Genomic DNA, 13,774 nt, shown 5'->3' on the forward strand with positions numbered 1-13,774 from the left:
AGGGATGTGCTTGCAGCGTTTCACGAAGGCTCGCCCTCTTCTGATCGATCTACGAAGCGACGCAAACTCGCCACGACCTTCAAGCCGCCCGCACCTGCTCCTGTTTCAATGCGGCCACCGTCAATCGAATTCCCTCTTCCAGCGACACCTTCGGTTTCCAGCCAAAATCCCGCCACGCCTTGTCAATGGAAAAGTAATGATGGGTCACCATATAGCGCACCGAAAAACGGGTAAGACCATTTTCCGCATTCAGTGTCCCGCCCTTCAACGTATCAATGCCCTCAGCAATCGCCGCCACCGAATACGCCAGCCAATAAGGCACTTTTCCGGTGATGGCCGGATAGCCCAGTTGTAACAGCACCTTCTCGATAAAATCAAAAAACGCCATCGGCTCGCCGTTGGTGATGAAATAGGCCTGCCCACACACCGGCGCGCCCGCCACCAGCTTCTCCTCCGCCATCACCACAGCATCCACCAGGTTGGACACATAGGTGAAATCCGACAGTTTGTCCCGATTGCCGATGGCCCGTTTCAGTTTACCTTCCTGGGCCTTTTGCAGAATGGCCGGCATGAAACGATTATCGCCAGCGCCAAACACCACATGGGGGCGAATGGCACAGCATTGTGTTACCGTGGTGCCACTGAAGGCGAGTATCTCCTTCTCCGCCTGAATTTTACTGTCGGCATAGGGCGCCTGCGAGATGGAGGAATAGGGCAGGGTTTCATCCCCGTTGGCGATGTCTTCCCCTTCGTAGACGGCACTGGCGGAACTGATGTACACCAGGCGTGGAATGGCATGCACACGACAGGCTTCCATCACATGCAAACTGCCCTTGTAATTCACATCCCAGATGATGGATTCCTGATTGTGTTTGGTGTGCACGATAGAGGCATTGTGTACGATGGTGTCCATACCTTCACAGGCCTTGATCACGGCATCCCGGTCACAGATATTGATGTTCAGAAACGTCACATCATCGCGAAAGGGTTTGCCACCGAAATCCAGCACCGTCACCCGGTGACCCGCGTCCACCAAACCGTTCACCAGGTTGCTGCCGATAAATCCGCAACCGCCCGTCACCAGAATATTTCGCTTGTCCATGGCTGCTCTCTTCTTATTATCAGGGTTTTATTTACAGGTTTTGTATCAGCATTCATTAGGCGTAGGTGCCGAACATCTGATCCCAGAAGGGAAAGATGGACGCATAATTCCGGTTCAGGTGCTTGCCATGATGAATGTCATGCTTGATGGCCCAGAAATTAAAAAGCTTGAACGCCGGATGCGGCAGCACCAGATTGGAATGCACCAGAATATTGGCCACGTGATGAATAAAGAACACCATCAGGAACGACACTGCGCTGATGGGCCCCACGATGGCAATGGCAATGCACAACAACCCCAGGCCCGCGATGTTCTCCACCGGGTGCAGAAAGATGCTTTCCGCCGACGTGGGAAAGCGCACATAATGATGCACCCCATGCACGTATTTCATGAACTTCGGATGATGCATACCCCGATGCAGAAAGTAATACATGAAATCGTACAGCATCAAAGAGGCCAACACCTCGCCGAAGATCATCACACCGGGCACGGACTCGGCCGCAATCAGATTGTCACCGAAATACACAAATACAAAAGCAAAGAATGACAGTGCCAACAGGGCATTGAGCGCAATATTAACGGCCTTGCGCCCGTTGCTGATGCGCTGCCGGTCCGGTGTCCGGATTCGATAGCGGGCAAAGCGGGGTGAGTGCACCGCCCAGGCAAAAAAAGCCATTACCACGCCATCGAATACCAGAATGCAGCCGAGTGCGATAAAAAATCCCATGGTCATTGCCGTTCCCTCCTTCTTATTTTTTCAGTGCCAGCCACACCAGGCTGCACAGACTGCGCAGGCGCTGACGCACGCTTCTGGAAAACAACAGGCGTACGGTTTCCCGGCCCTTGTCATAATCACCGGGCTTGACCGGAAACAGTTTGGGTGGCACGCCGAAGCCAAAGCGGTCGGTCAGCACCGCTTTCTGGTTGGTGTAGGCGCGCAACCCATCCCGCCCATTCATACGGCCAAAGCCGGAGTACTTGACGCCCCCGAACGGCAGATCCTGATTCAGGTAACAAAGCCCGAAGTCGTTGATGCAGGTTGCCCCCGCCTCCAGTTGCGTTGCGATGCGCTCCGCCTGCGCCCGGTCATTGCTCATCACCGTGGAGTGCAAACCAAACTCCGTTGCATTGGCCAGGGCCACCGCCTCCGCCTCATCCCGCACTTTGAAGATCAGCATCACCGGCCCGAACACCTCGCTGTAAGCGATTTCCATGTCCGGTGTCACATCCACCAGAATAGTGGGTGGATAAAACTGGCCGTTGCCCATGGGCTTGATCTGGCCACCGACGAGCGCTCGCGCGCCCTGTTGTAATGCCGCGGACACCAGCCGATCGATGAGGGCGATCTGGTGTGGGGAGGTAATCGCCCCCACATCCACTGAGCCGTTGCGATCCGGCACGCCCTGGCGCAGTCCGGCAGCCTGCTGCGACAATTGCGCCACAAAACGGTCGTACACTGTATCGAACACCAGAATGCGCTCAGAGGCGATGCAGTTCTGCCCCAGGTTGATAAAGGTGCCCCCCAAGGCCGAATGCACTGCCCGCTCCATATCGGCATCGGGGCAGACAATAAATGGATCCTTGCCGCCCAACTCCATCACCACCGGTGTCAAATGCTCAGCGCTGCCTTCGATGATGCGGCGGCCATTGTTGACCGAGCCGATAAACAGCACTTTCTGCACACCACCCCGGACCAGTGCCGCACCGGTCGCTCCATAGCCGTTGATGATCTGCACCAGGTCTTTGGAGAAACCTTCTTTCTCCAGCGCCTGGTCAGTGATGCGTTGAAAACGGGCACTGGACCAGGCCACCATCTCTGACGCCTTCAACACCACCCCATTGCCCGCCATCAAGGGCGCCACCAGCGAACTCAAGATATTCTGCAGCGGATAATTCCAGGGAATAATGCAGGCCACCACACCCAGCGGGTGATACTCAATACGGCCTTTCTTGTGCATCAGCATGCCGGAGCGAACGGCTTCCGGTTGCAGATACTTTTCCCCGTACTTCATGGTCCACTTGAGTTTGTTGCAGATGGGCAGGATTTCCCCCAGCATGGCGTTCTCATAGGTTTTGCCGGAATCCCTGACGATCTCGTCACAGAGCTCGTCCGCATGGGCCAGCACGTAATCCAGAATATGCCCCAACACAGCCCGGCGTTGCCTGAACGAGCTTTGGGCCCACCGCCGCTGCGCCACACGCGCCCGCTCCACACACTGGGCCACCTGCTCCGGCGGAGTGGCCATCACCTCCCCCAATATTTCTCCGGTGGCCGGATTCACACAGGCAATCCGCTCCGCGGGTGGCTCGGCACCCTGGGTCTGCCGCTCACTTTGTTGTTTGATCAGCGCTTCTGCAGTCATACCTTATCCTTCCGCCGATATCGGCGTGCTTCCCTTTTTAGTGGTTGCCTTATTAGTGGCTCCCTTATTCTTCGGACCAGTGCGCGCTGTACGTTTTTTTGCGGCACCTTCCTGCTCGGGTTGTTGTTGTGATGTTTTCGGCTTCAGAATAAAGTCCACCACCCGCCAACCGATCATCATGCTGGGGGCGTTAAGGGCGGATACCGGAATCACCGGCATCACCGAGGCGTCGGCCACCCGCAGGCCTGCCACCCCTTTCACCCGTAACTGGGTATCCACCGGACTGTCTGGGTCCTCCCCCATGGCACAGGTGCCGCAAAAATGAAAGGTGGTCATGGTGGCGCCTTTAATCCAGTCGGCCACCTGTTGCGGATGCTGACGGTTCACCGCCCGTACCAGACCCTGGTTACCCCATTGCACCATCTCACTCTGCTGGGCGATGGCCTTCGCCAGTTCCACTCCGGCCACCAGAGTCTGCAGGTCTGCAGGGTGGCGATAGTAGGCCGGATCAATCTGCGCCTGATCTTCCGGGTTGCGGGAAGCCAGCGTCACCGATCCGCGGGACAAAGGTTTCCCCAAAATCACCACGATGCCGTAGATGCGCTCCACGTAGTGCTGCAGGGGCGGCAGCAAAAAGGCCCACTCAATTAACGTTCGAATACTGCGCCGCAACCAGCGCTGGCGATAAAGCACACCCGGCAGCAGCATCAAGGGCAACATACGCTTCATGGAATGTTTTAACGCTGAAGGGGCAGAGAACAAAACAAAGCAGGTGTCCGGCTGCGTGTCCGGCAAGTGGGAAGCCGGGCTCACATGATGAAAGCCATAGAGCTGCGGATAACCGAAATCTATGGTATTCCTGGCTCGATAGAATAAACAGACGTTGGGGTGATCCTGCAGGTTCTGGCCGATGCCGTCCAGACGGTGCACCACCGGAATGTTGTGTTGTTGCAATTGCCAGTGGGGTCCAATGCCGGACAGCATCAGCAACTTGGGGGTTTCCAGGGCGCCCGCACACAATATGATTTCCTGTTGCGCCCGCACAATGCCAACGCGGCCATGGCGCTCATATTGCACTCCCACGGCGCGCTTGTCTTCGAACAGAATCTTGTGGCAACGGGCCTGGGTCAGCACCGTCAGGTTGGGCAACTCCCGGTTGCGCAGGAACGCCGCATAGGAATGGCGCCGAAACGCGCCTTCGTAATTCATGTCGTTGTAACCGATGGTGCCGTTCAGGTCTCCATCGTTTAATCCGTCCTTGCGCTTGAAGCCCAGCTTGCCGGCGGCGCGGATAAACAGATCGGTGAACGCACTGGCCGGGCGCGGACGGGGTTTGAGCAGGGCTTCCACTTCAGCGAATGCCGGGGCCACATCCGCCCACTGCCATCCCGGTGGCCACTGCTCAAAGTCCTGGCGATCACCGCGGGTGTACACCATGCCGTTGACGGCACCACTGCCGCCCATACCCGTGCCGGTGCCCACATACAGCGAGCGTTTGCCGCACTCCGGTTGGCGGGTGCTCATGCGATCCCACATCACCCGATCATTGGCAAATGCATCTTTAAAGCCATCCGCCGCCAGGGTTTCCGGATTGATGTTGGCGGGGTCACCCACTTCCAGCAACAGCACCCGGTGTGAGCTGGCTTGCGCCAGGCGGGCCGCTGCAATACAACCTGCTGAACCACCTCCCACTACAATATAATCGTATGCATCCGTATCCATATTATCCTTTAACCAGTTTGACCACTGCCGCAGCAGTGGGGTCCAATCCCAGAGCGGGCAACAGCCGCCGACAGAGGAACGCCCGCATCTCCTTGTCACTGCGTTTCTTCTCGCTTTTCACGGTCAGCAGCGACAGCACAAAACGGGTGGACACCTCGACAATCTCATCCAGCTCTTCACCCTCAACGTCCAGCCCGCGGAATATCAAGCGGAAAATGGAACGTCGTATCTCGTTGCCCTCTTCTGCCCGCAGGGCATTTTCATTCATGATGTCCGCCAATCCGGAATCGGCCATCAACTCCAGGTAGGGTTCGTTGGGCAGCCGTTTCAGCGCAAACATCACCGCCTCAATGGTGCGCTCCTCCGGCGACTCATACTCTTCGATGTGTCGCAACAGCTTCTGGGCAAAACCGTAGGCTGACTGCAACATGGCAAACTGCACCACTTCATCGCGATTGCTGAAATAGCTGTACACAGTGGGACGGGTCACCCCGGCCTCTTTGGCAATGTCGTTGAGGGTCACCTTGGCGATTCCCCACTTCTTCACACAACGTACGGTGGCCTCGACGATACGTTGCTGGGTATCCGGATTGGTGTTTTTGGCTGACTTCATAAGGCTGTCCCACTACTGCTTCGATGCACGAAAGATGACGATGGCAAGGAGTCTTACACACTTTACATATATACACAATATGTAAAGTCGTTTAGAAGATGATTTTTCCGGCGGAGAAAAAGCGCGGCCCACCAATTCACAACACATGCGTCTGGCACGCTCAGCTACTTAGGTGAAATAACATGCGATGCGTACGACAAAGTATCGCCAACCGTTGATTCAGGCAGAAAAGTATAGAATCTTCACATCAGATGGATATAATCGCCTGCCCTGATCGGCTATGACAGCCTGTCTGCCGTCACTTGAATCCCGGGAGCCCAACATGGAGCCATCACCGAACCAATTGCTTTTACCGCCGACCCGTCTGGCGCTGATTCCCAGCCCGGTTCGGGAAATCTCCCTCAACGGACACAGTGGATATAACCTGGTGAACGACCGGATTGCTCTGCACGCCGACGAGATCGCCAACAACCGCACGCCCGGCAACCTGAGCGGCAGCCTGTCTCTGGAATTGTGGGCCCTGCCTGCACCGTATCAGGGCGGCGCCTTTTTTGGCGGCCACCTGGTTGCCGGCTGCTCACTGCAGCCTCTTAGTGGCCAGAACTGCTACCGCAACCTCTACCATGAACAGCAGGCGCAGACTCCTCCCCCGGGTGTCTGGTACCTGGCACTGATGATCCGGGAATGGGATATGGCGGCCTATGTAACCCGCGATCACATGACCTTCCCGCAGCCGGTGCGGGCGGACAGCATCACCGCCCTGAATCTGGCCGGATAAACCCAACCCGCCAGCACCAGCCTTTCAAAATCTTCAAGCCAACCCTGTACTGAGTGTCCCTGGCCGGCACTCAGTACAGGGTCACGGCCGCCTCCCACACCTCAACAACGGTTTTCTTTCCCCTCAAACTCCGTGCCGCCTGCCGATTCTTGCCCTTCTCCAGGCTTCAATATTTTTATGACTTTACACCTATACAGTATATGTAAAGTCGTTTAGTATCGAACCCGATGCTGGGAGCAGCGCAGTACCCAATAACAAGAATCACGGCACAGAGGTATTGCTTATGGCGGACGTAGAAGCCTTAAACAACAATCACTTGGCAGGCAAAGAGCCACCGGCCCTGCGCGGCGGACTGCCCTTGCTGGGGCACATGGTCCCCTTCGCCCGCAATCCTTTTCTGTTCATGAAACGGGTCTCCGATGAATTGGGGGAGATCGCCCAGTTCAAAATCTTCAACCAACGCATGATTCTGTTGACCGGGGATGAAGCCAGCACCCTGTTCTATCGCTCCAGTGATGAGCAACTGGATCAATCCGCCGCCTATAAGCTGATGACGCCCATCTTCGGTGAGGGCATCGTGTTCGACGCCCCCATCGACCGCAAAAACCAGCAGCTGCGCATGTTGATGCCGGCGCTGCGGGGCGAGGCCATGCGCAACCACGCGGATAAGATCCTGATCGAAATTGAAGATCTGTCGCGCCAGTGGGGCAGCGAAGGGGAAGTGGACCTGGTGGCGGCCATGAAGCAGCTCACCATCAACACCGCCAGCCATTGCCTGCTGGGGCGGGAGTTCCGCTACGAGCTCACCGACGAGTTTGCCGCCATCTACCATGACCTGGAAAAAGGGGTGAACGCGCTGGCCTACAGTTTTCCCAACCTGCCGCTGCCCTCCTTCCGCAAGCGGGACAAAGCGCGTCAACGCTTGCATGAATTGGTACGGGACATCGTTCGCAAGCGGGAACAACAAGCGGAAAAACCCACCGACATGTTCCAGATGCTGATCGACACCCGCTACGACGACGGCAGTGAACTGAGCACCGATGAAATCACCGGCATACTGGTGGCCGCTATTTTTGCCGGGCACCACACCAGTTCCGGCACGGCAGCCTGGGTGTTGCTGGAATTGCTCAAGCACCCCCACATCCTGCGCGATGTGCGCCAGGAGCTGGACCAATTGTTTGGCATCGATGGCGAGGTCAATTTTCAAAGCCTGCGGGAAATCCCCAAACTGGAAAACACCCTGAAGGAAGTGCTGCGCCTGCATCCGCCGTTGATCGTGCTGATGCGCCAGGTGGCCGAGGACCTGCAATTCAAGGACTACACCATTCGCAAAGGCGACATGGTCTGGGCCAGCCCGCCGGTGACCCACCGCATGCAACACCTGTTCGACAACCCGGAGGTATTCGACCCGGACCGCTACACCCAACCCCGCAGCCAGGATAAAAACCTGATGGCGTACCAGCCGTTCGGCGGTGGCAAGCATAAGTGTTCCGGCAACGCCTTTGCCATGTTCCAGATCAAAGCCATTTTTGCGGTACTGCTGCGGCGCTACGATTTCGAACTGGTGGACCCGCCCCACACCTACGTGGACGACTACGGCGAGATGATCGTGCAACCCAAATCCCCCTGCCGGGTGCGCTACCGGTTGCGGGCAGGCGTGCAGCAACGCTCCGTGGCAACCACCGCAGAGCCCGCGCCAGGCGGAGGCTGTCCAATACACAACGCTTTACAGAACCCGTCACAAACTCCGGCGAGCAGCCCCGCACCCGGGCGTTTCCGTATCAAAGTGGACCGGCAACTGTGCCAGGGTCATGCCATGTGCATGGGCGAAGCCCCGGAACTGTTCCAGGTGGACAGCAGCAGCACCCTGCACCTGGTGGAGGAAACCCCGCTGCTTCGCAATCTGGAACAGGCACAGCGGGCCGTCGCCCACTGCCCTAATCAGGCGCTCAGCATCGAAACCGAATGACACACCCAATTGACCTTTAACAAACAGATTTATACCAAAAGGGAACCACACCATGACCGCACAGGAAACCAATATCCCCGTTTGCACCCGCCAGGAGCTGGAGGAAATGGTGGAGCGCTGGCTGCAGGCCAATCGCGACGCCGAACAGGAAGGCAACTGGACCAAGTACCTGGGCCCCATGTACACCGAGGACGCCGAATACGGCTGGAACATCGGCCCCAATGAAGAGTTTGTGGCCCACGGCCGCAAGGAGATCTGCGACATAGCCCTGGGCTATCAGATGAAAGGCTTTGAAGAATGGCAGTACCCGTATCACGACATCATTATTGATGAGAAACGTGGCACCGTGATCGGATTCTGGAAACAACGGGCGCCCTTCAAACGGCCGGATGGCACCTATTACGAAATCTCCGGCATCGGCGGCAGCTGGTTTGAATACGCCGGCAATTTTCAATGGAAGTGGCAACGGGATTTCTTCGACCTGGGCAACGCCAAAGCCCTGTTCTTTGAATTGGCCGGGGCCGGATTGCTGGAACCGGTGGTGAAAGAAAAAATTCACCGTCAGGCCAGGGGTGAACTGCTGCCCGGCCACCGCAAACTGCGCCCGGATTTATCCCGCTGGGAAACATTCCGCAACTTCATCGCCATGGTCAAAATCGCCATCACAGGGAAGTGAACTCATGACTCCATCATCCGCCACCCTGGGCACGCTGCCCCTGTCCTCCAATCAACCGCGCTGGTTTTCCGACAATCCGGACCGGGCCTGGGGAGAGAAATTCTTCCTGGCCTACAGTCCCCTCTGGATGCTGTCCATGGCGATGATGATGTTCACCGGTTGGCAGGCTACCTTCAGCGACACCGCGTTGCTGCTGCATTCACTGTCGGTGGCACTGCCGCTGCTGGTGTTGCCCATGTTCCTTTACCCAAAGGCGCTGGGCACGCCCTGGCGGCAAAGCTATTGGCTCAAAGCCAACCTTTACATCGCCATTTTCAGCGTCTTTGGCAACTATTTCGGTTCAGAATACTTTTTCGATGTGCTGGGCATGGTCTATCACTTCCCCAACGCCACCACCACCCTGGACCCGGCATTGGTGGGCCACAACGACCAGCCGGTGCCGGTGATCATGTACTTTTATACCCACGCCTACTTCATGACCTACCACACCACCGCCGTGCTGGTCTTACGCCGCCTGATGAGTTCCGGCTTACCCCTGAAAGGGCTGCTGTTTTTGCCGCTGACGCTGCTGGTGGGTTACGCCTGGGCCTGGATGGAAACCAAAGCCATGGCCAACCCCCTGATGGCCAGCAGTTTTTACTACACCAACATGCCCGCCATGCTGGCCTTCGGCTCCCTGATCTATGCCACCTATTTCATTGCCAGTTTTCCGATTTTTTATTTCCTGGATGAGCACAAATCCCGGCCCTGGAGTCTGGCGATGGTCTGCAGCGCGGGCCTCAGTGCCAGTATGCTGGTGTTCTACCTTCTGGAAATATGTACACACGGCATCGAACAACTGTAACGCCAAGGCACCAAACGCATACATTTTGTCCGGATTAGCCAGTTTACATTGGCCGTTGGCCCGCTTTACCATGATTTGACCTGCTGCAACCGAACTGGGAAAAACAAAAGCAAGCTCATGGAAAAGGCCAGCAGCTTCAAACGCAACGTTGCCAGTGCGTTTAAGCGACCGAACAATAATATTGCCCACATTGATGGTTTGCGTGCCCTGTCCTGCATCGGCATTCTGCTCTATCACAGCTTTTTCCTGCTGCACATGTTCGTGCCTGAAGCCGCCTTTACCCAGTTCGTGTATGACACGCCTCTATACTTATCCTGGATTTGGGGCTTGGATAAAACGGTCGATGTGTTCTTCGTGATCAGCGGTTTTCTGATCGGCCGCATGCTGTTCAAGGAGCAGCTGCAAACCGGGCGCATCAACCTGAAAGCATTCTACTGGCGCCGCTACCTGCGCCTCACTCCGGTGTACCTGTTTGCCATCGTGGTGTTTTTTCTGTTGGCAGGGCCCAAGTTCTCCCAAACCCTGTGGGCCAATGCCCTCTACATCAACAACTTTTTACCCCTGGAACGGATGTCCATGCCCTGGACCTGGACCCTGGCGGTGGAGGAGCAGTTCTACATCCTCCTGCCGTTCCTGCTGACCATGCTGATTTTACCCTCGCGCCATCGCCTGGTGTGGCTATGCGGCCTGTTCATCACCTCGTTCGTGATCATCACGGCCATCGCCATGGGTGACCCGGTGTTCTGGCATCAGCCCTATCTGTCGATTTTCTCTGGTAAAGACAACATTTTTCACTATTTCGATACGCTGTATGTGAATCTGCATACCCGTTTCGGCACCTTAATCAGCGGCGTGATTCTGGCCTACCTCAGCGTTCACCACCAACCCCTGCTGCAACGGATCACCCAGCACCGGCCATTGGCCGCCGGACTGACACTGGTGTTCATACTGATTGCTGTGGCCGGCATTCTGGTGAACGGCAACAAACACTGGCTGGGGGATTCGGTGATCGCAGCGCGCCTGATGTTGATCCTGGACCGCAATCTGTTCGGCATCGCCGTCTGCTGGGTGATCCTGATGTGCTCGGCGCCGGGTTGGCTGGGCTACGCATTACAGAGAATACTGGGTGCGAGGATCTGGTATCCCTTTGCCCAACTGTCCTATTCCATGTACCTGTTCCATTACATGCTGGCCATGATCCTGATGTGGCAATGGACGCGATGGATGAAGCTGGAGTACGGGGCCGACCTGGTGTATCAGCACCACTGGTTCCTGCTGGTGTTCCTGGCACTGCTGGCCCTGACCATGCCCTTCAGCCTGTTGGCGTTTGCCCTGGTGGAAAAGCCTTTTATGGACCGCCGGGCTCCGGCCATCGCAGTTGCCGGCGTGGGCGAGGGGGCCCCCACTGGTGCGCAGGGCGGCGCGGAGTTGGCCGCCGTTTCCCGCAGTTAGTCCACCACCACCTTATAGGTTTTCAGCAAGCCGCCGAAGGTCAAAACCACCCGGGCCACTGTCACAAAGGAATCCGGAATCTGCACTTTCAGATCGCGCATTTTGTCCAGCGCCACTTTCAATACATCCGTGGCTTCATGACGGCGCAGATTTTCCTTCAGCACCAGTTCGGCCACCTCTTCAAACACCGCCTGGTTACGGGCCACAAACCCGGCCTTGCGGAATAACTCCCCCAGCGGCTGATCGGTGTGTATGCGGCCAAACAACACCTGCAGCAATACCGCATAATGCTGGGTCTCCTCCGGCGTCAGCTCACCGATGGCGCCATAATCCAGCACCGCCACCCGGCCATCCGCCATCACCAGAAAATTGCCCGGGTGGGGATCAGCGTGATAACAGCCGAAATGGGTGATCTGCTGCACATAACAACTCAGCAACTCCCGCAGCAGCGCCTCTGCCCGGGCCGGATTCTGGTTCAGGTAATCCGTCAGGCGGGTCCCGTCGATCCACTCCGTCACCAACACCCGGCTGGTACTGAGTTGCTCATGCATCCTGGGTACATAGATCAGGTTGGCGTGGGGCAAGGCGGAGAACTTTCGCAGATTGGCCTCTTCCGCCAGAAAATCCAGCTCCTGCATGGTCATGGTAATGATCTGTTCGGTCACCTGCTTGAGGTCAAACTGGCTGATCAGGGGCGCGCCGAAGGTACCCAGGGCTTTAAAAACCATGGAATCCTGGCGGAACAGTTTGCGGGCATGGGGCAGCTGCACTTTCACCGCCACGGTTTCCCCGCTCTTCAGTACAGCTTTGTGCACCTGAGCCACCGAGGCGGCGGCCACGGCTTGCTCATCAAAACGGTCAAAGCGGTCGCGCCAGTCCGAACCCCACTCCCGCGCCAGCACTTCCTCGATGCGCCGGAACGACACCGGTTTGGCGTCATCCTGCAGCTTGCCCAGCTCCGCCACATACTGCATGGGCAGGATATCGGAGCGGGAACTGAGGAACTGACCGAACTTGACCCAGATGGCCCCATTGTCATGGAACAGCTGAGTCAGCTTGCGGGCCCCTTTGTAGTGGGTCTGTGCCAGCAATTTACGCTGCTCCAACGGAGACAGCTCGGCGGACCGGTTGCGATAAGCCCGGTAAGACTGCTCAATCTCAAACCCCACCCGGGTTGCGCTGAGGTACCTTTCCCCACCGGTCACCACCGAATTCACAGTATCAAACAGGTCGCTCAACATGGTGCCAACTCATTGTTATTCTGATTGTCTTGCCCAAATTCATGGGTCGATGATAGCCCTCGAATATACCCATTGTACTGTAATTTTCCATGCCCTAAAGGTCACCGTTTGTGAAAGGTGCCTTCATATCCTGGCTTGACATCACGGCCTGATGCCTCCCCCGGCGCCTGCCGCCGCGGCCTGGGCGGGAAACCCGGCCGGTCTTGCTTCCGGCGGCCTAATCCGCGAAGATAGCCTCCGCACTTGGAGGCCCCTGATGTCCAACGAAAAAACCACTCATTTCGGCTATAAAAACGTCCCGGTCGAGCAAAAACAAAAGTACGTAGGCGAAGTGTTCCACTCCGTTGCCGCCAAGTACGACATCATGAACGACCTGATGTCCATGGGTATCCACCGCCTGTGGAAACGCTTTACCATCGAAATGAGCGGCGCCCGCCCGGGGCATACCATCCTGGACCTGGCCGGCGGCACCGGCGACCTCACCATGAAGTTTTCCCGCATTGTGGGGGATGAGGGCAAGGTGGTGTTGTCGGACATCAATTCCTCCATGCTCAACGTAGGGCGGGACAAACTGCTGGACCACGGCTACGCGGGCAATATCGAATACGTGCAGGCCAACGCCGAGTGCCTGCCCTTCGCCGACAACACCTTTGACTGCATCACCATCGCCTTCGGATTGCGCAACGTCACTGACAAACAGAAGGCCCTGGAGTCCATGACCCGGGTGCTGAAGCCCGGTGGCCGACTGCTGGTGCTGGAATTCTCCAAGCCCACCAATCCCACCTTTGAGAAAGTCTACGACCGCTATTCCTTCAGCATTCTGCCGGTGATGGGCAAGCTGGTGGCCAATGATCCCGACAGTTACCGTTACCTGGCCGAGTCCATCCGCATGCACCCGGATCAGAAGACCCTGAAACACATGATGCGCAAAGCCGGACTGGACCGGGTGGATTACCACAACCTCACCGGAGGCGTGGTGGCCCTGCACCGGGGCTTCAAGTACTGATGGGCATA

At 57.0% G+C, this 13,774-nt stretch carries 12 protein-coding genes; 6 read left to right on the plus strand and 6 right to left on the minus strand.

Annotated features, from left to right (window positions below; translation table 11 throughout):
- Nucleotides 1–79: 79 nt before the first annotated feature.
- Genes D9N14_RS19700 through D9N14_RS19720 form a run of 5 tightly spaced genes read right to left on the minus strand, consistent with a single transcriptional unit; the run spans nt 80 to nt 5,800 of the window.
- Nucleotides 80–1,102 (minus strand): NAD-dependent epimerase/dehydratase family protein, encoded by a 1,023-nt coding sequence (locus tag D9N14_RS19700; protein WP_290582975.1) that lies wholly within the window; start codon nt 1,100–1,102, stop codon nt 80–82.
- 55 nt (nt 1,103–1,157) lie between these two features.
- Nucleotides 1,158–1,835 carry a sterol desaturase family protein gene (locus tag D9N14_RS19705; protein ID WP_290582977.1) on the minus strand — a complete coding sequence of 226 codons (678 nt, stop codon included), beginning with the start codon at nt 1,833–1,835 and terminating at the stop codon, nt 1,158–1,160.
- A gap of 16 nt (nt 1,836–1,851) precedes the next feature.
- Nucleotides 1,852–3,465 carry an aldehyde dehydrogenase family protein gene (locus tag D9N14_RS19710; protein WP_290582979.1) on the minus strand — a complete coding sequence of 538 codons (1,614 nt, stop codon included), beginning with the start codon at nt 3,463–3,465 and terminating at the stop codon, nt 1,852–1,854.
- Between the two features lie 3 nt (nt 3,466–3,468).
- A complete protein-coding gene (locus D9N14_RS19715) occupies nt 3,469–5,187 on the minus strand; it encodes a GMC family oxidoreductase (RefSeq protein ID WP_290582981.1) in 1,719 nt (572 codons plus the stop codon).
- A gap of 1 nt (nt 5,188) precedes the next feature.
- Complete coding sequence (locus D9N14_RS19720; protein WP_290582983.1) at nt 5,189–5,800, minus strand: TetR/AcrR family transcriptional regulator; 612 nt, start codon at nt 5,798–5,800, stop codon at nt 5,189–5,191.
- Nucleotides 5,801–6,122: 322 nt separating this feature from the next.
- On the opposite strand from D9N14_RS19720, the gene D9N14_RS19725 reads away from it, so the two are divergent.
- From D9N14_RS19725 to D9N14_RS19745, 5 genes are all read left to right on the plus strand, one after another.
- Nucleotides 6,123–6,578 (plus strand): hypothetical protein, encoded by a 456-nt coding sequence (locus D9N14_RS19725; RefSeq protein WP_290582985.1) that lies wholly within the window; start codon nt 6,123–6,125, stop codon nt 6,576–6,578.
- A gap of 283 nt (nt 6,579–6,861) precedes the next feature.
- On the plus strand, nt 6,862–8,547 hold the full coding sequence (locus D9N14_RS19730; RefSeq protein ID WP_290582987.1) for a cytochrome P450: 1,686 nt from the start codon (nt 6,862–6,864) through the stop codon (nt 8,545–8,547).
- Between the two features lie 52 nt (nt 8,548–8,599).
- On the plus strand, nt 8,600–9,223 hold the full coding sequence (locus D9N14_RS19735) for a hypothetical protein (protein WP_290582988.1): 624 nt from the start codon (nt 8,600–8,602) through the stop codon (nt 9,221–9,223).
- Nucleotides 9,224–9,227: 4 nt separating this feature from the next.
- Nucleotides 9,228–10,067 carry a hypothetical protein gene (locus tag D9N14_RS19740; protein ID WP_290582989.1) on the plus strand — a complete coding sequence of 280 codons (840 nt, stop codon included), beginning with the start codon at nt 9,228–9,230 and terminating at the stop codon, nt 10,065–10,067.
- 117 nt (nt 10,068–10,184) lie between these two features.
- Nucleotides 10,185–11,519 (plus strand): acyltransferase family protein, encoded by a 1,335-nt coding sequence (locus D9N14_RS19745; RefSeq protein WP_290582991.1) that lies wholly within the window; start codon nt 10,185–10,187, stop codon nt 11,517–11,519.
- On the opposite strand, the gene D9N14_RS19750 is transcribed toward D9N14_RS19745, so the two are convergent.
- Nucleotides 11,516–12,760, minus strand: coding sequence for an ABC1 kinase family protein (locus D9N14_RS19750; RefSeq protein WP_290582993.1), 1,245 nt, complete (start codon nt 12,758–12,760; stop codon nt 11,516–11,518). The genes D9N14_RS19745 and D9N14_RS19750 overlap by 4 nt on opposite strands.
- Before the next feature lie 256 nt (nt 12,761–13,016).
- Between D9N14_RS19750 and ubiE the strand changes: the two genes are divergently transcribed.
- Nucleotides 13,017–13,766, plus strand: a complete 750-nt coding sequence (gene ubiE, locus D9N14_RS19755; protein WP_290582995.1) for a bifunctional demethylmenaquinone methyltransferase/2-methoxy-6-polyprenyl-1,4-benzoquinol methylase UbiE — start codon at nt 13,017–13,019, stop codon at nt 13,764–13,766.
- Nucleotides 13,767–13,774 lie beyond the last annotated feature (8 nt).

Source organism: Ketobacter sp., from assembly GCF_003671495.1.
Classification (GTDB): domain Bacteria; phylum Pseudomonadota; class Gammaproteobacteria; order Pseudomonadales; family Ketobacteraceae; genus Ketobacter.

What these genes read in the sequence shown, in the direction of transcription:
- D9N14_RS19710 (WP_290582979.1), bottom strand. Translation starts at nt 3,465, where the DNA reads ATGACTGCAGAAGCGCTGATCAAACAACAAAGTGAGCGGCAGACCCAG.
- D9N14_RS19715 (WP_290582981.1), bottom strand. Translation starts at nt 5,187, where the DNA reads ATGGATACGGATGCATACGATTATATTGTAGTGGGAGGTGGTTCAGCA.
- D9N14_RS19700 (WP_290582975.1), bottom strand. Translation starts at nt 1,102, where the DNA reads ATGGACAAGCGAAATATTCTGGTGACGGGCGGTTGCGGATTTATCGGC.
- D9N14_RS19720 (WP_290582983.1), bottom strand. Translation starts at nt 5,800, where the DNA reads ATGAAGTCAGCCAAAAACACCAATCCGGATACCCAGCAACGTATCGTC.
- D9N14_RS19725 (WP_290582985.1), top strand. Translation starts at nt 6,123, where the DNA reads ATGGAGCCATCACCGAACCAATTGCTTTTACCGCCGACCCGTCTGGCG.
- D9N14_RS19730 (WP_290582987.1), top strand. Translation starts at nt 6,862, where the DNA reads ATGGCGGACGTAGAAGCCTTAAACAACAATCACTTGGCAGGCAAAGAG.
- D9N14_RS19745 (WP_290582991.1), top strand. Translation starts at nt 10,185, where the DNA reads ATGGAAAAGGCCAGCAGCTTCAAACGCAACGTTGCCAGTGCGTTTAAG.
- D9N14_RS19705 (WP_290582977.1), bottom strand. Translation starts at nt 1,835, where the DNA reads ATGACCATGGGATTTTTTATCGCACTCGGCTGCATTCTGGTATTCGAT.
- D9N14_RS19735 (WP_290582988.1), top strand. Translation starts at nt 8,600, where the DNA reads ATGACCGCACAGGAAACCAATATCCCCGTTTGCACCCGCCAGGAGCTG.
- D9N14_RS19740 (WP_290582989.1), top strand. Translation starts at nt 9,228, where the DNA reads ATGACTCCATCATCCGCCACCCTGGGCACGCTGCCCCTGTCCTCCAAT.
- ubiE (WP_290582995.1), top strand. Translation starts at nt 13,017, where the DNA reads ATGTCCAACGAAAAAACCACTCATTTCGGCTATAAAAACGTCCCGGTC.
- D9N14_RS19750 (WP_290582993.1), bottom strand. Translation starts at nt 12,760, where the DNA reads ATGTTGAGCGACCTGTTTGATACTGTGAATTCGGTGGTGACCGGTGGG.